At 39.7% G+C, this 25,551-nt stretch carries 24 protein-coding genes and 1 riboswitch; of the genes, 19 read left to right on the forward strand and 5 right to left on the reverse strand.

Annotation, left to right across the window (positions count from 1 at the left end; genetic code table 11):
* Window positions 1-6 precede the first annotated feature (6 nt).
* The 5 genes from MVE01_RS03340 to uvrA all read left to right on the forward strand — a co-directional run bounded on the left by MVE01_RS03340 (window position 7) and on the right by uvrA (window position 6,128).
* Window positions 7-1,035 carry a hypothetical protein gene (locus MVE01_RS03340; protein WP_472560749.1) on the forward strand — a complete coding sequence of 343 codons (1,029 nt, stop codon included), beginning with the start codon at window positions 7-9 and terminating at the stop codon, window positions 1,033-1,035.
* A 16-nt stretch (window positions 1,036-1,051) separates the two neighbouring features.
* A complete protein-coding gene (locus MVE01_RS03345; RefSeq protein WP_472560750.1) occupies window positions 1,052-2,008 on the forward strand; it encodes a tRNA dihydrouridine synthase in 957 nt (318 codons plus the stop codon).
* A gap of 65 nt (window positions 2,009-2,073) precedes the next feature.
* Window positions 2,074-2,493 (forward strand): hypothetical protein, encoded by a 420-nt coding sequence (locus MVE01_RS03350; protein ID WP_472560751.1) that lies wholly within the window; start codon window positions 2,074-2,076, stop codon window positions 2,491-2,493.
* Between the two features lie 44 nt (window positions 2,494-2,537).
* Window positions 2,538-3,278: a sulfite exporter TauE/SafE family protein gene (locus tag MVE01_RS03355; RefSeq protein WP_472560752.1), complete on the forward strand. Its 741-nt coding sequence runs from the start codon at window positions 2,538-2,540 to the stop codon at window positions 3,276-3,278.
* Between the two features lie 27 nt (window positions 3,279-3,305).
* Window positions 3,306-6,128, forward strand: a complete 2,823-nt coding sequence (gene uvrA / locus MVE01_RS03360; RefSeq protein WP_472560753.1) for an excinuclease ABC subunit UvrA — start codon at window positions 3,306-3,308, stop codon at window positions 6,126-6,128.
* Between the two features lie 131 nt (window positions 6,129-6,259).
* Here the strand turns inward: uvrA and MVE01_RS03365 are convergent, their stop codons facing one another.
* Window positions 6,260-6,646, reverse strand: coding sequence for a hypothetical protein (locus MVE01_RS03365; RefSeq protein WP_472560754.1), 387 nt, complete (start codon window positions 6,644-6,646; stop codon window positions 6,260-6,262).
* Between the two features lie 67 nt (window positions 6,647-6,713).
* Window positions 6,714-6,789, reverse strand: a riboswitch (cyclic di-GMP riboswitch).
* Window positions 6,790-6,905: 116 nt separating this feature from the next.
* Between MVE01_RS03365 and polA the strand changes: the two genes are divergently transcribed.
* The 3 genes from polA to mscL all read left to right on the forward strand — a co-directional run bounded on the left by polA (window position 6,906) and on the right by mscL (window position 13,348).
* Complete coding sequence (polA, locus tag MVE01_RS03370) at window positions 6,906-9,599, forward strand: DNA polymerase I (protein WP_472560755.1); 2,694 nt, start codon at window positions 6,906-6,908, stop codon at window positions 9,597-9,599.
* A gap of 98 nt (window positions 9,600-9,697) precedes the next feature.
* Entirely contained in the window at window positions 9,698-12,793 is a 3,096-nt protein-coding gene (locus MVE01_RS03375) for a cytochrome c biogenesis protein (RefSeq protein ID WP_472560756.1), read from the forward strand.
* 123 nt (window positions 12,794-12,916) lie between these two features.
* On the forward strand, window positions 12,917-13,348 hold the full coding sequence (gene mscL / locus MVE01_RS03380) for a large conductance mechanosensitive channel protein MscL (protein WP_472560757.1): 432 nt from the start codon (window positions 12,917-12,919) through the stop codon (window positions 13,346-13,348).
* 40 nt (window positions 13,349-13,388) lie between these two features.
* Here mscL and MVE01_RS03385 read toward each other — a convergent pair whose 3' ends face one another.
* Entirely contained in the window at window positions 13,389-14,024 is a 636-nt protein-coding gene (locus tag MVE01_RS03385; RefSeq protein ID WP_472560758.1) for a tRNA threonylcarbamoyladenosine dehydratase, read from the reverse strand.
* A gap of 5 nt (window positions 14,025-14,029) precedes the next feature.
* The gene (gene surE, locus MVE01_RS03390) at window positions 14,030-14,815 is read right to left on the reverse strand and encodes a 5'/3'-nucleotidase SurE (protein ID WP_472560759.1); all 786 of its coding nucleotides are present in this window, start codon (window positions 14,813-14,815) and stop codon (window positions 14,030-14,032) included.
* Between the two features lie 157 nt (window positions 14,816-14,972).
* Between surE and greA the strand changes: the two genes are divergently transcribed.
* The 5 genes from greA (at window position 14,973) to MVE01_RS03415 (ending at window position 18,502) form a co-directional block, all read left to right on the forward strand.
* Complete coding sequence (gene greA, locus MVE01_RS03395) at window positions 14,973-15,461, forward strand: transcription elongation factor GreA (protein WP_472560760.1); 489 nt, start codon at window positions 14,973-14,975, stop codon at window positions 15,459-15,461.
* A gap of 78 nt (window positions 15,462-15,539) precedes the next feature.
* Window positions 15,540-16,547: an N-acetyl-gamma-glutamyl-phosphate reductase gene (gene argC, locus MVE01_RS03400; RefSeq protein WP_472560761.1), complete on the forward strand. Its 1,008-nt coding sequence runs from the start codon at window positions 15,540-15,542 to the stop codon at window positions 16,545-16,547.
* 85 nt (window positions 16,548-16,632) lie between these two features.
* Window positions 16,633-17,319 (forward strand): UDP-2,3-diacylglucosamine diphosphatase, encoded by a 687-nt coding sequence (locus tag MVE01_RS03405; protein ID WP_472560762.1) that lies wholly within the window; start codon window positions 16,633-16,635, stop codon window positions 17,317-17,319.
* Window positions 17,319-17,741, forward strand: a complete 423-nt coding sequence (locus tag MVE01_RS03410; protein WP_472560763.1) for a YqaA family protein — start codon at window positions 17,319-17,321, stop codon at window positions 17,739-17,741. The genes MVE01_RS03405 and MVE01_RS03410 overlap by 1 nt, the downstream gene beginning before the upstream one ends.
* 98 nt (window positions 17,742-17,839) lie before the next feature.
* Entirely contained in the window at window positions 17,840-18,502 is a 663-nt protein-coding gene (locus MVE01_RS03415) for a hypothetical protein (protein ID WP_472560764.1), read from the forward strand.
* Window positions 18,503-18,532: 30 nt separating this feature from the next.
* Here MVE01_RS03415 and yidD read toward each other — a convergent pair whose 3' ends face one another.
* The gene (gene yidD, locus MVE01_RS03420; protein ID WP_472560765.1) at window positions 18,533-18,859 is read right to left on the reverse strand and encodes a membrane protein insertion efficiency factor YidD; all 327 of its coding nucleotides are present in this window, start codon (window positions 18,857-18,859) and stop codon (window positions 18,533-18,535) included.
* A 1-nt stretch (window position 18,860) separates the two neighbouring features.
* Complete coding sequence (locus MVE01_RS03425) at window positions 18,861-19,781, reverse strand: methylenetetrahydrofolate reductase (RefSeq protein ID WP_472560766.1); 921 nt, start codon at window positions 19,779-19,781, stop codon at window positions 18,861-18,863.
* A gap of 64 nt (window positions 19,782-19,845) precedes the next feature.
* On the opposite strand from MVE01_RS03425, the gene serB reads away from it, so the two are divergent.
* From serB to MVE01_RS03455, 6 genes are all read left to right on the forward strand, one after another.
* Entirely contained in the window at window positions 19,846-20,469 is a 624-nt protein-coding gene (serB, locus tag MVE01_RS03430) for a phosphoserine phosphatase SerB (protein WP_472560767.1), read from the forward strand.
* A 15-nt stretch (window positions 20,470-20,484) separates the two neighbouring features.
* Window positions 20,485-22,248, forward strand: coding sequence for an ABC transporter ATP-binding protein (locus MVE01_RS03435; protein WP_472560768.1), 1,764 nt, complete (start codon window positions 20,485-20,487; stop codon window positions 22,246-22,248).
* Window positions 22,249-22,262: 14 nt separating this feature from the next.
* Complete coding sequence (locus tag MVE01_RS03440; RefSeq protein ID WP_472560769.1) at window positions 22,263-22,919, forward strand: hypothetical protein; 657 nt, start codon at window positions 22,263-22,265, stop codon at window positions 22,917-22,919.
* A 1-nt stretch (window position 22,920) separates the two neighbouring features.
* A complete protein-coding gene (locus MVE01_RS03445) occupies window positions 22,921-23,685 on the forward strand; it encodes an undecaprenyl-diphosphate phosphatase (protein ID WP_472560770.1) in 765 nt (254 codons plus the stop codon).
* 171 nt (window positions 23,686-23,856) lie between these two features.
* Window positions 23,857-25,239: a DEAD/DEAH box helicase gene (locus MVE01_RS03450; protein ID WP_472560771.1), complete on the forward strand. Its 1,383-nt coding sequence runs from the start codon at window positions 23,857-23,859 to the stop codon at window positions 25,237-25,239.
* 69 nt (window positions 25,240-25,308) lie between these two features.
* A complete protein-coding gene (locus tag MVE01_RS03455; RefSeq protein ID WP_472560772.1) occupies window positions 25,309-25,548 on the forward strand; it encodes an OadG family transporter subunit in 240 nt (79 codons plus the stop codon).
* Window positions 25,549-25,551 lie beyond the last annotated feature (3 nt).

Raw genomic sequence — 25,551 nt, forward strand, 5'->3', positions numbered from 1 at the left:
GCTAAAATGAGATTGGGTCTATATATTTTTGCAGCACTGACACTGAGTGTTATTATCGGTGCATTTGCCTATACCATCAATCCAAACAATTATGTCGTAGAGATCATGGGTATTAACTTCAATTTCCCGGTAGCGGTCTGGTTAATATTACCAATGTTGCTTTTACTGGCTTTTACGATCGTGCATATGCTTTTTTACAGTCTAAAAAGTTATTTTAAACTTAAAAAATGGCAAAGAGATGCAGCAACTTTGGATGATGCCCTTTACTGGTCATTGGTCAATGAGCCCAAAGAACAGAAATATGCGATAACAGAGATCGCCAGTTCGGCAGCTTTGTTGGGAAAATCCTCTCTTAATGTCCTTGATAATGTTGAAGGGCTTAGTCCAAGATTGGCAAAAGTATTGAATATTATCAATAAAATTAAAAATGGTGAGTTCATAGACCTTAAAGAACATAAAATGGCAAAGGTTTTCAATGAGGGGAATCCGCTTTTAATACAAAACAGACTCAACCGTTTGGAATCGGATGAAAAATTTGTTGAGGAAGTGATGAAATCTTCCTCTTCTTATTCCGATATGGTACGAGGGCAGGCACTGGAGATCTTTGCGCGCAAGGAGACATTTTTCAAAGCACGTAAATATGCAAAAGTATTTGATGTAAAGAACTTTATGGTGATGCTTGAAAGAGTGAACCATGAAGAAGAAATGGGGCTTACCAGTGAAATTTTAAATGATTTTGTCTCTACCCTGAAGCTGGCATGCAGTGATTTTGTCAAGATTGCAGACGTAACAAAAAAGCAGTTCACACCTGATGAGAACTTAGCACTTTTTAAACAGTATCAGACAGACAATCCTAAAGCGCAGAATGCCTATCTTTATCTTCTATTCGAATATGAGCTTTTAGATGCTGTGGCGGCTTACCTTGAAGAGCATGAAGAGAGTGAATTTGTTAAATTCAGAGCACTTTATGAGCTTAAAAAAGAGCATAAGAACTATAAATTAGAAGACCTTATCGATACTGATTCTATTTGCTAGTTGCCTCGAATAAGTGATGCCTAAACTAGATTTTTCAAAACCCATTTATGCTTTAGCCCCGCTTGCGGGCTTTACAGATCTTCCTTTTCGTTCAGTTGTCAAGAAATTTGGAGTTGATCTCACTGTCAGTGAGATGATCAGCTCCAATGCGCTTGCCCATAACTCTAAAAAAACCCATAAAATGCTGGAAAAAAGTGAACTTGAATCCCCTTATTCTATACAGATCGCAGGTTCAGATCTGGACGTTATTAAGCGTGCGGTAGATATCATTAACAAAAAAGACGGGGTAGATGTTATTGATCTGAATTGTGGTTGTCCTGCACCCAAGGTGGTCAATAACCTACAAGGCTCTTCACTCCTTACCGATCTTGATCAGATGGGAAAAGTAATAGAGACTATTAAAAAATACTCCAATAAAGAGTATACTTCTGTAAAAATGCGATTGGGCTTCAATGAAAAGAATCATATGCAGATTTCAAAAATCATTGAAGATGCAGGAGCAGATTTTCTTGCTGTGCATGGGCGTACCCGTGCAGGTAAATATAAAGCGGCAGTGGATTATGATGCGATCGCCGAAATAAAATCCAATGTAACTATTCCTGTCATCGCAAATGGTGATATTGATTCTGTAGAGAAAGCAAAATGGGTATTGGAATACACCAAAGCAGACGGTATTATGATAGGACGCGCAGCTGTAGGGAATCCGTGGATATTCCATCAGATAAAAACAGGAGAAGAGCAAGTCGATACAGAGCTTATGAGAAGAGTGGTACTGGAGCATTTTGACCAGATGACAGCACATTATGGTGACTACGGAGCCATTATGTTCCGTAAGCATTTGCATACCTACTCAAAAGCTGGTTATCAAGGTGCTTCAGCTTTTAGAAATGAAGTGAATACTATTTCTGATGCTGCAAAAATGAGGGAGACGGTTTACAGCTTCTTTTCTCAAGAGATTTTTAAAAAGATTTGATATATATCAAATCTTTTAAACCAAGGTTATATTATAATCCCGCAATTTATTTATAAAGGTCAATCATGACATATCTTATTATCCATACTATCCACCTTTTTGCAGCATTTATCTATGGTGGGTTTCTCATTGTAGACAATCTTTTTTTAGTTCATATCAAAGAGGCATTTTCTGCTGAAGAACATACAAAGATACGTGAATCTTTTATGAAATATGTTCGTAAAGTGGTACCACCGAGTCTTATTGTTGCAGTAGTTACCGGGCTTTATCTTATCTCTCAGATCTATGGTCCCATAGGCAAAGAGGGACTCAGTACCTTTCAAATGATCCTTGGACTGAAAGCATTTTTAGGTATCTGGCTTGGATTACGCGGTGGCTTGCAGGTTTATTTCAAAATACAGCCGTTTGTCTTTAAAAGTCATGTGCTGCCTTTTGCTTTTGTTATTACCATTATTTTCCTCTCTCAGTTTATGTGGATTCAGTAGCAAATCATGCTATAATTCCAAATTAATTTTTTGGAGTATAGCAGATGATCATAGAGTTGTTACTGGTAGGTATCTTTATCGGTACTATGTCAGGTTTTTTTGGTATAGGTGGAGGAATGATACTTGTGCCTATTCTTCTTGCACTTGGCTTTGAGATCAAAGATGCGATCGGTATCTCTATTGTACAGATGGTTTTTAGCTCTGTATTTGGTTCATTCCTGAATTGGAGAAAAGGTTCTCTCATTGTAGAAGAGGGTATTTTTGTGGGTATAGGCGGATTTTTTGGTGGGTATATTGGTGGGAAAGTCACCCATCTTGTATCTGATCAAGTCTTGCAAATTCTTTTTCTCGGACTTTTGCTCTATTCACTTGTCAGACTCTTCTTTTCCAAGCACCATACTGATGATACACAGACAAAAACATTGAACAAAGGTTTACTTTTTGTTATAGGCTCTGGTATCGGTATCTTCTCTATTGCTTTGGGGATTGGTGGATCAGTGATCTTAACGCCTCTTTTGGTAGGATTGCTGCATTATCCCATTAAAAAAGCAGTCAGTGCAGGATTGTTTTTTGTTGTATTCTCCTCTATAGCAGGTTTGATAAGTAGATTAAGTACAGGAATGATCGATTTTAACAATGGTCTGATTGTCGCAATAGCTTCTTTAGTAGGGGTGGGCTTTGGTATATGGCTTAAAGAGTATGTAAAAGACAACCATCATAAAATGGCACTTTTGGTGCTCTATCTGCTTGCAACTCTGATGCTTGTTAAGAAAATGTGGTTTTGATAAAGAAAATAGAAGTTTGGAGAATGAATGGCAGTTAAAAAAGATATGATACATGTCTACGGGGCAAAAGAAAATAATTTAAAAAATATAGATATCAGTATTCCTAAAAACAAACTGGTAGTGATCACCGGAATTTCGGGAAGTGGTAAATCCACTTTGGCTTTTTCTACACTTTATGCTGAGGGACAGAGACGTTATATTGAGTCATTATCGTCCTATGCACGTCAGTTTCTTGGGCGTGTAGGTAAACCGGAAGTGGATAAAATAGAGGGACTTACACCTGCTATTGCGATTGATCAAAAAACCACTTCTAAAAATCCACGTTCAACGGTAGGTACGATCACAGAGATCTATGACTACTTACGTTTACTGTTTGCACGTGTTGGAGAACAGCATTGTCACCAGTGTGGCAAGCCTATTTCATCAATGAGTGCAAGTGATATTATTGAAGAGGTACTTAAGCTGCCTGAAGGTGCGAAACTTGTCATTATGGCACCGCTTGTCAAAGAGAAAAAGGGTACCTTTGCAGATATGCTGGAGTCGCTTCGTCACAAAGGGTATGTTAGAGCCATGATAGACGGAGTGATGGTACGTCTGGATGATGAGATAGAACTTTCCAAAACCAAGAAACATACCATTAAAGTAGTTGTGGACAGGGTAGTGGTCAAAGAGGATAGCCGTGACCGTATTGGACAGGATGTAGAGAAGGCACTTAAAGAGAGCTACGGTGAGATGGAGATAGAGGTGCTCAACTATGAGGAACTGGAGCTTGACAGACAACACTGGCACTACTCGGAACATTTGGCATGTTTTGACTGTAAACTCAGTTTTGAACCTTTGGAGCCTGTAAGTTTTTCATTCAACTCACCAAAGGGTGCCTGTCCTGCCTGTGACGGGCTGGGGATCCGTTATGCGATAGACTTGAAAAAGGTGATTGATCAGGAATTGAGTATTGACAAAGGTGCTGTAAAGATCATGTATGGCTTTAACAAGAGTTACTATACAAAGTTCCTTAATGCTTTCTGTGAACAGAACGATATTGACATTAAAGTACCTTACGGGGAACTGCCTGCACATCAGCAAAAGGCGATACTCTACGGTATAGGCGGTACCGTTGACTTTACTTGGAAACGCCATAAACTCAAACGTGAGTGGCCCGGTGTGGTGAAATTTGCACATGACATGTTTAAAGATGAGAAAGATCTTTCTGAATATATGACAGAGAAAGTCTGTGACAAGTGTGAAGGACATAGGCTCAGACCCCGTTCTTTGGCAGTGAAAATAGAAGGGAAGAATATTGCAGATATCATCGATATGCCTATTGAAAAAAGTTATGCCTACTTTGCAGATGAGAAGAGCTTTTCACATTTGAGTGATCAGCAGAAGATGATAGCAGAGTCGATCCTTAAAGAGCTTCATGAGAGACTTTTTTTCCTCTATGATGTAGGATTAGGCTATATTACACTTAATCGTGATGCACGTACCATTTCCGGAGGAGAAGCACAGCGCATCCGTATTGCTTCACAGATAGGAAGTGGACTTACAGGGGTCATGTATGTACTGGATGAACCCAGTATCGGACTCCATGAAAGAGATACGATGAAGCTGATACGAACACTTAATTCACTCAAAGAGAAAGGAAATTCGGTTATTGTTGTCGAACATGACAGAGAAACTATTTCCGCAGCGGATTACATAGTGGATATAGGTCCGGGAGCAGGAGCATATGGCGGAGAGATCGTTTTTTCCGGAGATGCAAAGAAGTTGGCAAAGGCAAAAACACTCACAGCAGACTATATGTACGGGAGAAAAGATATTACGTATTCTCATGACAAGTCTCAAAAAGAGTGGATAGAGATCAAAAATGTTACCATCAATAATATTCAAAAACTCAATGCAAAGATCCCCTTACATAATTTTGTCTGTGTGACAGGCGTGAGTGGAAGTGGAAAGAGCTCTCTGATTTTGCAAACATTGCTTCCTGTAGCCAGAGAACTGCTTAACCGTGCAAAAAAGGTCAATAAAGTAGATGGCGTAGAGATCACAGGACTTGAAAAACTTGATAAAGTGATCTATCTTGATCAAAGCCCTATAGGACGTACACCACGCTCCAATCCTGCTACCTATACAGGCATCATGGATGAGATACGTAAACTTTTTGCACAAACCAAAGAAGCTGAACTCCGTGGCTACAAGATAGGGCGTTTTTCTTTCAATGTCAAGGGCGGACGCTGTGAGAAATGCCAAGGTGACGGACAGATCAAGATAGAGATGCACTTCCTTCCCGATGTATTGGTCAAGTGTGATGCCTGTGATGGTACACGCTACAATGCTCAGACAAGAGAAGTACTCTATAAAGGCAAATCTATTGCAGATGTATTAGCAATGAGTGTAGGGGAGGCGTTGGAATTCTTTAAAGCTATTCCCTCTATTGCTGCAAAGCTAAAAACTTTAACAGATGTGGGGCTTGACTATATTACTTTGGGACAGAATGCTACGACCCTTTCAGGTGGAGAAGCACAACGCATCAAGCTGAGCAAAGAGCTCAGCCGTAAGGATACAGGTAAAACACTTTATATTCTGGATGAGCCGACCACAGGACTTCACTTTGCAGATGTTGACAGACTCACAGGTGTATTGCATCATCTTGTTGAACTGGGTAATTCTGTTGTGGTTATAGAGCATAACCTTGATATGGTAAAAAATGCAGACTATATCATAGATATGGGACCAGAAGGCGGAAATAAAGGAGGGCTTATTATTGCAACAGGATCACCTGAGAAGTTGGCAAACGAATATAAAAAAACAGGCTCTTATACGGGTAAGTATTTAGCTAAAGAGTTAGTATAGTTTTTTAGGGGAGGGTGTTTTATTTTGCTTTGTAAAATTAAATAGGCTAAGAAGACCCATCTTTTGATTCCTTTGAAATAATGCATTATTCAAAGAAAGTTTATAGTCAAAATGTCCAGAAAAAACAGGAGTCAGGGTCTACGAAATTCTTTATTTCTGCCTTTACGGCTATTTTCTACACTGAAAGAGATGGCACTTTTAATGATAAACAGTAAAGCAAGTCCGGCAAGTATTTCGTAGCCGATAGCCCATGTCAAAATAAAAGAGGACTCTTCATTAAGTGAGAGGAACAGTTCCTGTTTTCCTTCTGCTACATAGAAAAAGAGGAAAAGAAGACCGGCTATATAAGGTAATGTAATGAAATAGATCACTAAAAATATTTTTTCAAAACCGTCTGGAAAAAAAAGAGGGGTATCATCAAAAGTCACTTCTTTTTCGGTAAACTTTTTTGCTGATTTACTATATTTTTTTTCTATGGTATAGTTAATGTTTTCTGTACCGATATTATGCGTGTTCATTATAAAGTTTTTCCTCATTTGTGTAACTTAAACATGTATTCGAATCAATAGCTATTTAAGTATTTGTTTGAGTAACTCGGCGGTCTTTCGAGAGATCCGTAGCTTTCCGTCCCTACTTTGCAGTAAGTTTGGCTTTTATCATAATAATTAATAATAGCATAGTTAGATTTAAAGTTCTCTATATTCTCTCGATCCGTATTAATTCAGAGTGCTTTCTAACAAAGAATAGGTTAAAATAAACAAAAAATCAGGTTCTCCATTGAAAACAATCACCATCATAGACACATTCGGCTTCTTCTTTCGTTCTTATTTTGCACTTCCTCCTCTACGTAACTCTGAGGGGTTCCCTACTGGATTACTTACAGGGTTTGTAAATCTTGTAGACACATTACGTCGTGACCACAGTACGGACTATTTGGTTTTTGCCTTAGATGCAAAAGGAAAAACATTTCGTAATGAGATGTTTCCTGAATATAAAGATAACCGTGATGAAGCACCGGAAGATTTGAAAAAGCAACTTCCTGTTGCTATTGAGTGGATAGAACAGATGGGCTTTGCAAATTTAACACGTGAGGGTTACGAAGCAGATGATATCATCGCTACGGTGACTAAGTTTGCACGTGAAAAAAACTTAAAAGTATGTATCGTCTCACATGATAAAGATCTGTATCAATTGATTGATGATGGTGAAGTGGTGATATATGATGCAGTCAAGCGCCAAGAGGTAGATGAAGAAGCATGTATTGCCAAATTTGGGGTACATCCAAAAGACTTTATCAATTTTCAGGCACTTCTTGGTGACAGTTCAGACAATGTTCCTGGTGTTAAAGGCATAGGAAAAGTAGGTGCAGCAAAACTGATTAATAAATATCATACCCTTGAAGCCATCTATGAGGACATAGAGAATGCAGGAACACCACGTATCCAAAAACTTCTTTTAGAAGGAAAAGAGATGGCATTTCTATCGCGTGATTTAGTGCGTATGAGTGACAGTGTATTTGCTGATATAGATGTAGAGAGTTTTGTTTTTGAAGACAAAAACTATCTCTCCTGTCTGCTTGAAGAGTTTGAACAGTATGAGATGAAACAAGCTATACGTAAAGCCAAAGTAGGGATGGAAGAGGCAGACTGTGAACGTGAATATGTGGAACCTGTCAAACCAAGCCTTACTTTTAAAGCAATTACTTTAGACACAAAAGAGAAACTTAACAGTGTTATTGATGAAATAGAGGCAGATACTATTGTTGCGTTCGATACGGAAACGACCGGACTTAATACCAAAACAGCAAAAATGGTTGGTTTCAGTTTCTGTATCGAAAGTGATAAAGCCTACTATGTACCTATAGGGCACAGCTATTTGGGTGTGGAGGATCAAGTAGCACTAGAAGATGCACTTTTGGCACTTAAAAAGCTTCTTAAACATAGGGTCGTAGGACAAAATCTAAAATTTGATTTCTCATTACTCTACAATCAATACAATTTTGAAGAAATGATACCCTATGCCGATACAATGATCATGGCTTGGCTGAGTGATCCCGGAAGTAAGGTCGGGCTGGATACTTTGGCAAAGAAGTTCTTCAAGTATGAGATGAAACCGTTTAAAGCTATGGTTAAGAAGGGGGAGAATTTCTCTCATGTTGATATATCTGATGCCACCTTCTATGCGGCAGAAGATGCATGGATGACTTATCTGCTGTACGGCGCAATAAAAAAGAAGATGGAGTTAGGATCTTTGACACATTTGTTGAAAGAAGCGAAAAATGTGGAATATCCATTCATTAATGTGTTGATCCGAATGGAGCAGTTGGGCATTAAGGTAGACCAATCCAAACTGCAAACACTGCAAAAAACACTTAGTACAGATCTAAGCAGCTTGACACAGGAGATATATGCGTTAGCAGGAAGTGAATTCAATATACGCTCTACGCAGCAGTTGGGTGTAATACTCTTTCAGCAGATAGGACTCAAAGGTGGTAAAAAGACCAAAACAGGTTACAGTACCAATGAAGCAGTGCTTCAATCCTTGAAGCATGAACATGAGATCATTCCAAAGATACTTGAATATAGAGAGTACCAGAAGATCCTCTCTACCTATGTGGATCCACTTTTAAAACTGGCAAAGCAGGATGAAAAGAGCCGTATCTACACGTCCTTTATTCAGACAGGTACAGCCACGGGCCGCTTGAGTTCCAAAGACCCGAATCTGCAGAATATTCCGGTACGTTCTGCTTTGGGCCGCTCGGTAAGAGAAGCATTTATTGCCAAAGAAGGATATAAACTGGTCAGTATTGACTATTCCCAAATAGAGTTGCGACTGCTTGCCCATTTCTCACAGGATGCAGCACTGCTTGAAGCTTTTCAACACGGTGTCGATATTCACCTGGCTACTTCTACCATACTCTTTGGAGAAGAACAGGCGAAAGAGAAAAGAAATTTTGCAAAATCTGTGAACTTTGGATTACTCTACGGCATGGGACCGAAAAAACTCTCTGATGAACTGGGTATCAGTTCTTCTGAAGCAAAAGAGATCATTAGCAACTATTTTGCTTCTTTCCCCACTGTTAAAAGCTTTTTGGAAGGTATTCAGGAACGGGTAAAGATAGATGGTTATGTAGAAACCATTCTTAAACGCAGACGTATTTTTGACTATGAGTCTGCTAACGGTATGCAAAAGGCTGCTTTCATGCGTGAATCGGTCAATACCGTGTTTCAAGGATCAGCAGCTGACCTTATAAAACTTTCTATGAATCAGATAGATTCTATGATAAGAGAAGAGGAGTTGGATACCCATATGCTCCTTCAGATCCATGATGAACTCATTTTTGAGGTTAAAAAGGAAAAAGTTGAGGAGATCAGTAGACGTTTTGTGCATATCATGGAAAATGTGTTGGAACTTGATGTGCCTTTGGAGTGCTCAGTGAGTGTCGGAGACTCTTGGGGTGAATTAAAGTAGTAACATTGAAGCCTTCGAATTCAGAGGGTTCAATTAGCATTTCATTAACAAACATTGGTTACAATCGCCTTTATTAAATGACAAAGGGGTTTTAAACCATGTTAAAACGACTATTATCCATGAAAATGGCTGTGCTGGTCATGTTCATTTTTGGTGTTGCTATAGGGACTGCAACATTTATAGAGAATGATTACGGTACACAGACGGCCAGAGCACTCATCTACAAAGCAAAATGGTTTGAGTTCTTTTTGGCATATTTTATACTTATTCTGACCTATCAGATATTTAAATACAAAACCTATAAAACAAAATTCCCTGTATTTTTATTTCACTTTTCCTTTATTGTCATCGCGTTTGGTGCACTGATTACCCGTTATGTCGGATATGAGGGGATCATGCATATTCGAGAAGGTCAGGCAACGAATTTAATGGTTTCCGATGTGAAGACACTACAGGTATTTGCAGGCAGTAAAGAAGCAAATGCTTCTTTAGAAAAACCACTTTATTTTTCAACGATGACATCTAACCGTCTCTCTGAAAATCTTAAAGTAGGTGACAAAACCGTACATCTCTCTCTGGTCAAATATATGCCTACTGCAGAAGAAGAGATTGCCTATGATCCTCATGGAAAAACATTGTTGGAATTAAAAGTCTCAGCAGGCGGACAAGGGAAAATACATTTTTTTGAACCGGGAAGTATTAAAGATTTTGGTAGTTTCTACATTGCTTATAACCGAAAAGCGATTCCTACAGATAAACCTGCGTTTGAAATTACGGGACAACCTGATGCCTTAACGGTACGTTTTCCATTTATTCTGGAGACACTCAAAATGGATACCAAAAAGAGTGCCCAACTTGCAGCAGGAGATAATAATTTAAGTAAAAGAACATTGTACCGTTTTGGAAATAATGCAGTGGTACTCAAAGATATTCATGAAAAATCAATCCTTAAAACAGTTTCTCATGATCTTAAAACCAAACCGGGGAAACCTGAGTTCATACAGCTTAAAGTAAGTGTGGGGGATCAAAGCAAGATCGTAACATTTAAGCCGAGAAAAGGGCAAACAGGTGATTTGAAAAAAGTAACTTTGAATGGTGTTGAGGTGCAGCTTCGTATTGGTGCAAAAGTGATTCAACTGCCTTTTTCTATTAAACTTAAAGATTTTCAATTGGAGCGTTATCCGGGTTCTATGACACCTGCTTCATATGCGAGTGAAGTGGAACTTATAGACAAAGAACAAAATATCACTATGCCATACAGGATTTATATGAACCATATTTTAGACCATAGAAACTACAGACTCTTCCAATCGTCATATGATCCTGATGAAAAAGGTACGGTACTCTCTGTTAACCATGATCCTGGAACTTTGCCTACCTACATTGGATATCTGTTACTTGCTATAGGGATGCTTTGGAGTCTGTTTATTCCAAATGGAAGATTCCAGAAACTACTTAAAGGTGCGAGAAAACTACAGGGGAGTACGGCTGTTGCTGTGCTTTTGATGCTGTTTGCTGTGATGCCTCAGCATATGTATGCTGCTATGCCACACTTAGATACCAAAGTAATTAAAGAGATGAAAGCTTTTAGTCCAGAGCACTGTCGTAAATTCGGTATGCTTGCTGTGCAGGACAATATGGGGCGTATGAAACCTATGGATACGGTAGCACATGATGTCATTTCAAAAATTACGGTAAAAACAAAACCGTTTGGGTTGGAACCGATACAGATATATTTAGGAATGATACTGGAACCTGAACTTTATCAGAATGTGCCTATGATCAAAATAGGACATAAGAAAATTGCACTTGAGCTCGGATTGCCTAAAAATACTGAGTATGCAAAATTTACAGATTTCTTCAGTGCAAAAGACAATGGGTATAAACTTTTTAAACAGATCACTGAAGCAAGTAGAAAAAAACCTCTTGAGAAGACGCAGTATGACAAAGAACTGATCAAAGTGGATGAAAGAGTGAATGTTGCTTATATGGTTTATCAGGGTACATTGATGCGGATCTATCCTAAACCACACGATGCGAACAATAAATGGTTTTCTCCTATGGATGCGATGAAACAGTTTGATCCTAAAGATGCTAAAAATGTAAAAATGAGTATTTCTGCGTACTTCATGATGGTAGCACAAGGGCTGAAAACAGGAAAGTGGGAATATGCCGATACAGCACTTAAAGGTATTCAGAAATTCCAGAAGAAATATGGTGCTGCAGTACTCCCAAGCCAAAAGCATATTGAGATGGAGATTTGGTACAATAAATTAGGACTCTTTAGTAAACTTTTTCCTCTTTATCTGACACTGGGAATGATCTTGTTGATCTTCGCATTTATTCATGTGATGAAACCAAGTTTCTCGATGAAGTGGATCATGCGTATTTCTTGGAGTGTATTGATATTTGGTTTTATTGTACATATTACAGGGATGGGTATCCGTTGGTATATTGCAGGACATGCTCCATGGTCCAATGCTTATGAATCTATTGTATTCATCGCAGCGGCTACCGTATTTGCAGGGATAATTCTTGCCAGAAATTCGCCGTTTGCACTAGCGGGAACAGCACTTTTGGCAGGCTTTACGATGTTGGTTGCGCATATGAACTTTATCAACCCGGAGATCACCAATCTGGTACCGGTACTTAAATCCTACTGGCTGATGATCCATGTGGCAACGATCATCTCTGGAGATGGTTTCCTTGGACTCGGATCGATCCTTTCTTTAATGGTATTGATCCTTTTCATCTTGCGTGGTAAAAAGGGAAATGCAAATATTGATCGTTCTATTAGAGAGTTGAGTAATCTTTCTGAAATGGGACTTATCATTGGACTAATGTTGCTTACTATAGGTAACTTCCTGGGTGGTGTCTGGGCAAATGAGAGTTGGGGACGCTACTGGGGTTGGGATTCAAAAGAGACCTGGGCGGCAGTGACCATTCTTATCTATGCTACGGTACTGCATCTTCGGTTTATCCCGGCAATGAAGTCAACATTCATTTACAATGTTGCAGCTACCTGGGCATATTCGAGTGTACTTATGACCTATTTTGGTGTCAATTATTATCTGTCAGGATTGCACTCTTATGCTGCCGGTGATCCGGTACCTATTCCTGTATGGATCTACTATGCGGTTGCAGGGTTGTTTATTTTAACACTTTTAGCTGCAAGAAACAGAAAACTCTCCTAAATTATTAGAGGTTTCCTAAAGTATTTTTCTTCAAAAGGAGAAAAGTGTATTTTCTTATATTTTAAGCGGTAACTCTATTTTCTTATATTATAATTTTTTATCTCGACATATAAAGGAAAAAGAATGTTAGAAGAGTTTAAAAAGTTTCTCATTAAGGGAAATATGGTAGATATGGCGGTAGGTTTCATCTTTGGTAGTGCTTTTGCAACAGTGGTGAAATCATTGGTAGACAATGTGATTATGCCTCCGGTAGGTTTGTTGCTGGGGAAAGTAGATTTTTCTCAATTATTTATCCCTTTAGATGGTAATTCATATAATACATTGGCGGCTGCTGAAAAAGTGGGTGCACCAATTATTAAATATGGTGCAACGATCAATGATATTATTTCATTTATCATTTTAGGTTTTGTTGTGTTTATGTTTATCAAAGCATACAACAAAATGAAAGAACCAGAAGCTGAAGCAGCACCTACAACTAAAGTATGTAGTGAGTGTGCAATGGAGATACCAATAGACGCTAAAAAATGTGGATATTGTGGAAATATAAACGTATAGATATGTCACAATTTTAAACAAGGCTTTAAAGCCTTGTTTTTTACTTCACAATACTTTTTATCACTTCAGAACAAATAGTCAATCCAAAAGCACCTGTTACTCCCACAAAAGAACCTTTCTCTTTACATTTGTCCTCTTCGGGTGAGAATACCACTGTGAAATTCCTGTCAAATTTTGCTTTTTTAAGCTCATTGCGTATTTTACGTGCAAGTGCATCACCGTGGGTTTTCCAGATCGAGGCTACTTCTATTTTGTTCGTCTCAAAACGTTTGGCTGAACCTACGGACATAATGAGTTTTTTATAGCATTTCTTTGCAACTTCTATTTTGACTTTGGTGGTGTCGGCTGCATCGATAATGATGTCGTAAGGCTCAAAATCAAAGTTTTCTACCCATGCCATACTCATCTTTTGATGAATGGTTTGTATACCGGGGTAGAGTTTAGACAAGCTTTCTATTTTACATTCTCCCACTGCATCAGAACCTATCTGTCTATTGCGGTTGGTTTCATCAAAAGTATCATAATCCAGTATGGTGATGTGGTGTACACCGGAGCGATAGAGGCAGTCCAGAGCATAAGAGCCGACTCCGCCGACTCCGAGTATAAGTATTTTGGCTTTTTGTATTTTCTCAAAGTTCTCTTCTCCAAAGAGTATTCTACAGCGTTCAAATCTCATCTATGCTACAGCCACGTGTCAAGATCTTTAATGTCATTATAAGAGGTCATATCCAACTGTACCGGGGTGACCGAGATATAACCGTCATTCACTGCTTCAAAGTCGGTAATATGCCCTTTTGTCTCCATCCAACCGAGTTCGGGAAGTCCTATCCAGTAGTATTCTTTGCCTCTGGGATTATAGTGTACCTCTGCATTGTGTGCATAAAGACGATTCCCTGCACGGGTAACTTTAAAGCCTTTACAGGACTCTGTCGGGATAGGAGGGATGTTGACATTAAGAAATTTGCGAGGGGGGAGTGGGAAATCTTCTTTAAAGATCTTTTCTACCAGAGTGACAATGCTTTTCTGTGCCAATGCATAACCGTACTCATCGATACTCTTGCCATGTTCTGCATAGACCTGGGAGATAGCAATGGCAGGGATGCCTTGCAGTACGGCTTCCATCGCAGCTGAGGCAGTACCTGAATAGGTAATGTCCTCTCCCATATTTGAGCCTATATTGATACCGGAAATAACAATATCCGGTTTATTCTCTTTAAAGAGTTTATTCAGAGCTAAAAAAATACAGTCCGAAGGTGTTCCATCATCTAGTTTGTAAAAATCTTTTTCCAGTGCAATAAAATTCAGAGGTCTGGTAAGTGTCAATGAATGGCCGCAAGCCGATTTTTCTGTGCTAGGAGCGACAACTGTAACATGCCCTAAGGGTTGAAGTGCCTCAATCAGTGCTGTTAAGCCTTTTGATTCATAACTGTCATCATTAGTAATAAGTATTTTTTTACGATTAGGCATATCGTGACTCCCTGCATTGAAATGTATTTTTTAGCATTAAAATTCTTTGATAAATATAATTTTGAAGTTAAGACTTCAGTCCCACTTATTATGGATAAGTGTTATTATAACCTTTTTGCTATAATACCTACAATAATAAACCATATAAGGATAAATCGTGCAAAAAGAGCCGATGTTAAGAGTCACCTACGTGAAGTTAAGTGAAGAGTTGGAACAACTTAAAAGTGAAGAACGTGGGAAGATCGCCAAGATCATAGATGAAGCAAGAGAACTGGGTGACCTTAAAGAGAATGCAGAGTATCATGCAGCTAAGGACAGACAAGGACTGATGGAAGCACGTATTGCAGAGCTTACTGATGTGGTAGGACGTGCACAGGTGATCGAGCCTTCAACTTTGGCACATGAGAGAGTAAGTTTTGGCTCTACTGTAGAGTTGGTAGATCAGGAAACGGATGAAGAGATAGTCTATACCATCGTAGGAGGACAGGAATCTGATCCTTCCAAAGGGCTTATCTCTATCCAGTCCCCTATGGCAAGGGTACTTATGGGAAAAGAGGAGGGAGATGAAGTAGAACTTCAGCTTCCCACAGGGAAAAAAACATATGATATTGAAGAAGTATCATATGTAGAGATAAAATTAGGATAGGCTTCGGCAAGCTTAGCCACCGTAGAATATATAAATGATGTTCCCTGAGCTTTTCGAAGGGAAATAGATGGAGATAATATGATAAAAGTAGGAATTGTAGGTGCAAGTGGGTACACTGGCTTGGAACTGGTAAAAATGCTAGTGAACCATCATGGTTTCCAGCTTACCTATTTGGCGACTACACAAGGTGGCATGACTGTTGAAGAGTTGCATCCTTCGTTAGCAGATGTACTCTCTTTACCTGTGGAGAAAGCAGATGTAAATACAGTGGTAGCACGTTGTGAGCTTGTCTTTTTGGCATTGCCACATAAGGCTTCTATGGGGTTTGCGAAACAACTTTTGGAAAAAGGTGTAAAAGTGGTTGACCTTTCGGCAGACTATCGTCTAGACTTGGAAGCCTATGAAGCAAACTATTGTCCACATGAGGACAAAGAGCATTTAGATACTTCTGTCTATGCGCTTATAGAGTACTACCGTGAAGCACTCAAAAAGACAAACCTGGCAGCAGGACCGGGGTGTTACCCAACGGCGACACTCTTAGGTATCTTGCCATTCATTCCATACTTAGATGAAAACAGTCCACTTTTTGTAGATGCCAAGTCAGGTGTCAGTGGAGCAGGGAAGAAGCTTACCGATATAAATACCTTTGTCAATGTCAATGAAAACATTTTTGCCTATAATCCGCTTAAGCACCGTCATGCACCAGAGATTGCAGAGAAGATAGAGAAGGTACATGGTGTGAAAATGAACGTAAATTTTGTACCGCATCTTATTCCTGCAACACGTGGTGAGTTGGTGTCAGTGTACGGTGTACTAAAAGAGGACATCGATCCATTGGCGATACTCAAAGAACACTATAAAAATGACCCGTTCATACGTATAAGGGAAACACCCGTAGACATTAAAAGTACAGCAGGGACACATTTTTGTGACATCTTTGCGGCTAAAAATGGCAATGCATTGTTTGTCAGTTCGGCGATTGATAACCTATTACGTGGGGCATCATCGCAGGCATTGGCAGCAGCCAATCTGATGTGCGGATATGATGAGGGGATGGGACTGCCAACCATTCCATATATGCCATAAATATGTAGGGTGTTGTACCCTTACAACACCAAATCAATAATTATAAAAGGTGTTGTGAGGGCACAACACCCTACGAAGGACATAATTGATCTACGAAATCAAAGAAAATGCCATTTTCATAGCTGACTCCCACTACCCGCATCATGGCGATGCTTTCCTGAAAATATTACAAAGGTTAGAGGGTGGAGAGATTCAAACCCCGCAACTCTTTTTAATGGGTGATAACTTTGATCTGCTCTTTGGACATAATGACTACATTCAAACCTTTTCAGCGGAAGCCATAGCCATTTTACAGAGACTTTCTCAAAAGATAGAAGTACATTATTTTGAAGGAAACCATGACTTCTGTCTTAAAGACATATTTACAAATATGAATGTCTATGACAGGGATGTTCAGCCTATGATGTTCAAACTGGATGACAGAAAAGTTGCCATCTCTCATGGTGACAAATATGTGACAGGCTTGGGGTATGATCTTTATTGCAGGATACTGCGAAACAAAACCATGCTGACACTACTTAAACCTTTTGAAAAAGCCATCATTGATGACCGTATAAAAAAACTCTCTAAAAAAGAGATCTGTCATAACTTTAAGAACTTTGAAAAGAGGGTAGAGGAGATACTCAAACATTATGAAGATGCAGACCTTGTCATAGAAGGGCATTTCCATCAGTCCAGGATTATAGGCAAATATATCTCTTTACCCTCTTTGGCATGTCAGGGTATGGTTGCGGTCATACAAGAGGGTAAAATGGTGTTTAAAACACTTTAATGACCTATATCACACTCTTTTTGGTTGCTTTTGGAGCAGCCACATTTCTACCGCTTGGCAGTGAAGCACTGTATTTGTATGATCTTGAAGCAGGCTACAGCTTTTTTTTCTTATGGCTTTTTGCATCTATGGGCAATACTTTAGGCTCAGTACTTAATTACTGGCTGGGACTTAAAGGTGAGGTATATCTCAAGAGAAAAGGGTATCTTTCCGGCAGAAAAATGCGAAAAGCAAAAGAAGTTTTCGACAGATTCGGAGGGGTGACGTTGCTTTTATCATGGGTGCCGGTGATCGGTGATCCTTTGACCTTTATCGCAGGTGTACTGCGTTACAGATTTATGTGGTTCATTATGATCGTCTTTGCAGCCAAAGCAACACGCTATGCAGTGATTGGGTTTCTCTTACAGAGCATGTCTGGATAAAAGACTCAAAAGAGTATTTTAGAACGGACTTAAGCGTGGATAAATAAGAAATTTTATTTTTAAGTTATAATAACGCATTTGTAGAAAAAGGAGTTTTAATGCATATTTCAGAGTATGATTTTGACGTAATGAAAGTAATAAAAGAAGGATTTCGCCGTATAGAAGGGGTAAAACAGCCTTTTGTATTGGCATTTCTTATTTACGTTGCAGCGGCTATTGTGACACAGACAGTATTGAATTTATTTTTTCCTTCTTCTGCAGAAAACCCCAATCTGGTCAATTCACAGATTGTAAGTATATTAAGTTACCCGGTACTTATACCTTTGATGACCGGTATCATGATGATGGCAGTTAAATATGCAAGAAATGAGCCTGTGGAACCCAGATCTATTTTTGACTATTACGCCATAACAGGAAAACTCGCATTGGCAGGACTTTTGGTTTATATTATGACCGTGATCGGATTTTTGTTGCTGATTCTCCCCGGTATTTACCTTAGTGTCGCATATGTATTTACACTCCCGCTTATGGCAGATAAAGGTTTGGGTATTTGGGATGCTATGGAGCTTTCACGTAAGACGGCAACAAAACAGTGGTTTAAGATAGCTGCTGTCATAGGGATATTGAGTATTGCTTTCGTATTAGGTTTTTTTGCATTTGGCATAGGGCTTATCTGGGCTATCCCACTCTTTTTTGTCACACTGTATGGAATACTTTATCCTATGATATTTAATGAAGTGGAGGAGCAGAGAGGAATATGACGCCATCCTGCGTGCTTATTGCATTTTACATTAATGAAAGGGGTGACAATCCCCAATAGTGTTACAGGTGCTGAAAGTATCACAACCTGCAGTACAATCTGAACATGTATCAAGATTATCTTTCTTTTTGTTTTTTTGTTTTTTCTGTATCTCTTCCGCAGCGAAACTACATCTGTCAAACTGTTCTTTGATGAGTGGAAACGCAGAGAAGAGTCCATGCTCTGCTATGGCTATTTTGGCATACTGAGAACAGGAGTCCTCCCCTGTGTAAACTCTGTAGGCACAGCAGTAGCCTTTGTATGGGGAGAGGTAGCGCTGGTAGAGTGTGATGGTATGGATGGAGAGTTTGGTTAGCATTCTAACCTATCAGCTCCGCACACAGATCAAATCTATTATGTGTCATCAAATGCACCTTCCCGTGCGCTTCCATCACATCATCAAAAATACGCTTGGAAAGTCTGAAGCCTACTTCACGTTCTTTTTGTGCACCATCCATAGCTGCCAAGTTCATCTCGTCGATGATCTCTTTGGGTACATTGATGCCTGGGACTTTGTCGTCTATGAAGTTGGCAGTTCTGGCAGCCACTATGGGGAACTGTCCCAAGACGATCTGTGCCTCTTTGGCTGTCTCTCTGATGCTCATGGTTTTTGCTTCTTCAAAGATTTCCAAGACTGCTTTGGCATTCTCCAGAGTGTACACAGGCTGGGTGATAATGGCTCTGGCACCGTAGTCAAGCTTTTTGATCATACGTTTTTGAAGCTGTTTCATATCTTTGGCATACGAGTTACTCACGGCAAAAGGGTAAATGGGTCTTGGTGCAGGGTTGAGGGGTTTGTTGCTGTAGTCCACACCGTTGTTCAAGTGGTAGATGATGCTTAAAAGCAGGGTAGAGTCACGCTCCAGTACCCCTTTGACCTCCGGTTGGTCTGAGTATTTCGCTGGGTCACCCGTAAGTGCCAGAATGCAACGCAGATCAAAGTCATTGGCACCGAGCAGGGTAGACTGCAAAGAGAGCTTGTTCTTGTCTCTCATACTCATTGTAGCAATCACTGGTTTGCCGAAGGTCTGCTGTACCTTAATAGCAGAGAGAACGCCGCTCATTTTGAGTTTTGCCAAAGGGTTGTCCGTACAGGAGAAACCGGAGACCTTCTTATGAAGTTTATATTTTTTAATATCTTTCAATATCTGATCAATTGAAGCCCCATGAGGCGGGTTGATCTCAACAGTGATGAACTTTTTTGTCTTGTTACATAAAAAATCACAGAACTCTTCAAACATAAATATACTCTTTATAGGTTTATTAGATATAATTTTACCCAAATAAACCATAGAGGTATATGTGATGAAAAAACTGGCAGTATTTGATTTTGACTCTACACTTATGGATGGTGAGACCATTGACTTTTTAGCCGCACCGCTGGGACTTGAAGAACAGGTGGCTTCCATTACCGAACGTGCCATGGCAGGAGAGCTTGATTTTTTCAAATCTCTTGTAAGCAGAGTGGCACTCCTTGAAGGACTGCAAAAGGCTAAAGTGGATGCCATCTGTGCCGATCTGCCTATGATGCCGGGAGCAGCCGAAGTGGTAGCAGGGCTTAAGGAAAAAGGTTACACAGTCGTATGTTTCTCGGGAGGGTTCAGAAATGCAACCAAACCGGTGTGTGAAAAGCTGGGAGTGGATGCAGACTTTTCAAACTTCCTGCATGATGAGAACGGTATACTCACCGGGCGTGTCGGCGGAGAGATGATGTACAGTGAAGCCAAAGGCGATATGATCGTCCGCATGCAGAAACTTTTAGGCATAGGCAGGGAAGATACACTGGTTGTAGGTGACGGTGCCAATGACCTGAGTATGTTCGCACATGCGGACATGCGTGTGGCATTTTGTGCCAAAGAGGTACTCAAGGAAGCAGCAACACATTGTGTCGATGTGAAGGATCTCAGAGAGATATTGAAAATTGTATGATTTTAAAGAGAATGAATGAAAAACCAATGTAGCATAAAAGGTATTGTACAGCAACTCTTACAACATAAAAAAGAGTTGATCTTCGGTAATATGATTGCCATTCTTGCAACACTTCTTGTCGTGACTATTCCACTTTTTATTCCTATTATGGTGGATGAACTTCTTTTAGGGAAAGACCATCATTTTATTTCATTCATTTCCAAATATATCTGGCAGACCGATACCAAAGGGTATGTACTGGGTATCTTGGTTGTTATTCTGCTCTTACGCTTGATAAGTACGTTACTATCGGTAGTACAGACAAAAATATTTGTTTCAATATCAAAAAATATTACTTTTAAAATGAGAGAGTCTCTGCTACGGCATCTTAAACATGTTTCACTTAAAGAGTATGAAATGATGCGGGTAGGGGCAGTCACTTCCAAACTGGTGACCGATGTGGAGACTATAGACGGTTTTGTCAGTTCTACCATCTCCAAACTGATCGTTGCAGTACTTATACTCATTTTTTCTGCTGTGGTACTGCTATGGATACACTGGCAGTTGGCACTGTTCATCCTGTTTACCAATCCGATCGTGGTACTCTTTACCGTGAGACTCTCCCGAAACATTGGAAAACTCAAAAAAGAGGAGAACAAAGCCATAGAGATGTTCCAGTCTTCACTGACGGAAACACTTGAACTCTTTCATCAGATACGTGCTGCCAATAAGGAGGAATACTTTTTTAAGCAGAGTGAGCACAAAGCAAAAGAACTCAAAGAACACTCGGTGAACTACGGCTACAGAAGTGATGCTGCCATAAAGTTCTCTTATCTTGTTTTTCTCTCAGGGTATGAGATATTCAGGGCAGTCAGTATTTTGGCTGTGGCATACAGTGACCTGAGTGTGGGACTGATGCTTGCCATCTTCTCCTACCTTTGGGTCATGGTCTCTCCTACGCAGGATATCATTAACTTTCAGTATGTGCTTGCTACAGCAAAAGCAGCGTGTAAGCGTATCAACTCTGTTTTTGAAATGGAACAGGAGCCTCAAATAGAGCAGAGAAAAAATCCGTTTGAAGGCAGTGAAGCCATAGAAATAAAAGTGGTTAACCTCTCCTTTTCCTACCTTAAAGATAAACCAATATTAGAAAATATTAACATGAAAATAGAGAAGGCATGCAAGGTAGCAATAGTAGGTGCAAGTGGGAGTGGAAAGACAACATTGGCAAATATTCTTGTCGGGTTCTACCCGTTGAATGAGGGAGAGATATTTTACGGTGATGTCTCCAACAGGAATCTGAAACTTTCAACAATACGTGAAAATATTCACCTTATCTTGCAACATCCTAAACTCTTTAATGATACAATGCGTTTTAATCTGACACTGGGTAACATGTACAGTGATAAACAGATCAAAGAAGCACTGCATATAGCACAGCTTGATGATGTCATAGCGCACTTGGATAAAGGACTTGATACCCTTGTCGGAAAAGACGGGATCAAGCTCAGCGGCGGACAGAGACAGAGAGTTGCCATAGCCAGAATGGTACTGAGCAACCCTAAAGTGGTCATCTTTGATGAATCGACTTCAGCTTTGGATGTGCATACGGAAGCAAAACTCTTTGAAGCGTTACACAGCTTTTTGGAGAATAAAACGGTCATTACCATTGCACACAGGCTCAGTACTATTCAAAGTGCTGAGTTTATTTATGTGTTGGAAGACGGGAAAGTAGTGGACAGCGGTTCTCCCAAAGAGCTGCTTTCAAAAGATGAGAGTTATTTCAGCTCGATGATATAAAGTAAGGTAGAATAATGTTAAATTATATAAAAAACATCTTTGATCTTAAAAAAATACTTAAAGTATTTTTATATGCCACACTTCCTGGACTGATCTTTTATGTAGTCTCGTTTATGATCATGAAAAGAAACGGATACTACACAATGGAGATTATTAGAGATTTTGCACAAATTGTAGATGAATCCAGTTTTCTAGGATTTCTTTCTAGTATAGGTACATGGTTGTGGGTGTCTGCAGCGGCTATAGCCTTCTTTGGCTTTATGATGGTGAAGTCCCCTCCAGGTTATAAACATAGAGAGTTACTTTTTTTATTGGGACTTTTCTCTTTTCTTCTGGCTTTTGATGATTTTTTTATGATACATGACCGATATATTGATCAGAATATCTGTTATGGTATCTATGCATTTTTAGCGATAGCGTTATTGGTACGGCATTATAAAACAATTATTACTGTAAATGGTTTTGCATTTTTGTTTGCAGGTACATTATTGGCATTGTCTATTTTTACAGATTTAATTCAAGATTATCTTCCGTTTAAGTATTCCAATACTCAAATAGTTGAAGAAGGTTTTAAATTTACCGGTGGAGCAACATGGCTATTCTTTGTCTCTCTTGTAGCTTCTTATACGTTTACAGATAAAACAACACAAAAAAAGAAAAAGAAGAAATAATTTGGATATTTTTCAAGCAATTATCATGGGGATTATCGAAGGGTTTACAGAGTTTCTGCCCATCTCGTCTACAGGGCATATGATCGTGGCTTCTGAGTTTTTAGGATTACCGCAGGATGCAGCCAACAAAGCCTATGAAGTGATCATCCAGTTTGCTGCAATCTTGGCAGTGATACTCATTTATAAAGAGAAGATCACTTTTAAAAAGATAGACCTTTGGATGAAGCTTCTGGCAGCATTCATGCCGTTAGCGATCGTCGGCTTTATTTTTAAAGATCAGATCAAGGCACTCTTCAGTGTAGAGATCGTAGCGTGGATGTTCATTATCGGCGGGATCGTTTTTTTGGTGGTTGAACATTTTTACAAGGAGCAGCCTCACCATATAAAAGAGGTAGAAAAAGTCAGCTATAAGCAGGCAATGCTGATAGGCTTTGCACAGCTTTTCTCTTTCATTCCCGGAACCAGCCGTTCCGGAGCTACCATCATCGGTGGTCTTTTGGCAGGACTGGACAGAAAAACATCTTCCGACTTCTCTTTTTTACTGGCGATCCCTGTGATGGGAGCAGTAAGCGGGTATGACCTGTTAAAGCATTACCATGAATTTGCAGGTGTGAACTGGAATGCTTATGTGGTAGGGTTTGTGGTTGCGTTTGTGGTTGCTTATATCACAGTCAAACTTTTTCTTGTATTTATTCAGAAATTCTCTTTTGTACCTTTTGGTATCTATAGGATCATTTTTGGGATATTGTTGTTGATGGTGATGTAGGGACAGACCTATGTGTCTGCCCTCTGACTGGGGCAACACATGGGTTGACCCCTACGCAGAATTGAATTTATAGAGCTTCTTATGAGAGCCTCCATTAAGTTCAAAACAATTTTTTGGACAAATTTATGATATAGGGGCAGAATCCATTTTTGCCCATGTCAAAGGCAAAATATGAAATTTAATACATTTGATTTTCACCGTGATATTGCAAAAGGTGTGAAAATAGCAGGCTTTAAAGAACCAAGTCCTATTCAGGAGATGGCTATACCGATCATCGCTAACGGCAGTGATATGGTAGGACAGGCACACACAGGAACAGGTAAAACAGCAGCTTTTGGACTGCCGATGATGGATAAACTTGCACGTGGTGAGATAGAGAGAGCATTGGTCATTACACCAACCAGAGAACTTGCGACACAGGTGGCAGATGAACTGTATCATCTGGGTCGTTTTGCAGGGATCAGAACATTGACCGTCTATGGTGGTGTAGGATACGGTCGTCAGATCGCACTGATCCATAAGGGAGTACAGATCGTAGTGGCAACACCCGGACGATTGAAAGACCTTTACAAAAAAGGGAAGATCGATGTCTTTAATCCCGAGATCGTAGTACTGGATGAAGCAGATGAAATGCTTGATATGGGTTTTCTCGAAGAGATCAAAGAAATATTTGAATACATTCCGCAAAACCGTCAGACACTGCTTTTCTCTGCAACGATGCCTGAGCCCATCAAGGAACTTGCAAAACACATTTTATATCAACCTGAATTCATCTCAGTAGTAGGTGATGAAGAGACAACCAACAATGTAATAGAACAGCGCTACTATGTGATCAATGAAAATCAGAGGGATGAAGCGATCGTTAAACTGCTTGAGACGGAAAAAACCAATAAATGTATTATTTTCTGCCGTATGAAAAGAGAAGTAGACAGGCTTACAGAATATCTGCAGGCATTAGGTTTCAATGCAGCAGGCTTGCATGGAGATCTTGAACAGATGGATAGAGAAACGATCATCAAGGCTTACAGAAGAGGGCAGACAAAGATCATGGTAGCTACCGATGTGGCTGCCCGTGGGCTTGATGTTAAAGATGTGACACATGTCTTTAACTACCATATCCCGTTTGATCCCCAGTCTTACGTGCACCGTATCGGTCGTACAGGACGTGCAGGTAAAAGCGGTCAGGCGATCACGCTGGTGACGACGGAAGAGTTCAGGGAGTTGCAGCGTATTCAAAAAGAGGTGGGAGCAGAGATGCGGTTGGCTACACTTCAGGGAGGAGATGGACTTGATGAAACAGCACTTGAATATCTGGCAGACCAGATTAGAGATATGCCTGTACACAATGAAGCACAATCACTCATTTCCTATATGGGTGATATGGACAAAGAATTGCTTTTAGAGAAGCTGATTTCCTGCTTCGTTGAGAAGGAACAACACAATGTCGGTTCACAGATCGGTTTTGATCAGCATACTGTAGATGAGATGCTGCAAAGCTATGTGAGTGATCAAAAAGCTACACGAAATAACAATCGCAGAAAAAAGAGAAGATAATCTCCTCTTTTTACCTAACCCAAAGCAAAACAATTTTAAAATTTGGAAACTATAATTAAAGGTGTCCATATGGAAATTGATATAGTAGGTGAAAGCCTAAAATTCATGGTACTTGGGATGTTGATCGTCTTCGTATTCCTCGTAGTACTTGTTCAGATAATGAAGCTTCAGGCTAAAATTATCAATAAATACTTTCCGGAGAAAGCACCTGCTGTGCCTACCCAGACAACTACACAAGCTACAGACAATGCACATCATGTTGCAGCCATTGTCGCAGCTATTTCAGAATTTCGTAAAAATAAATCGTAAACA

Source organism: Sulfurovum sp. (assembly GCA_026990595.1).
Classification (GTDB): Bacteria; Campylobacterota; Campylobacteria; order Campylobacterales; family Sulfurovaceae; genus Sulfurovum.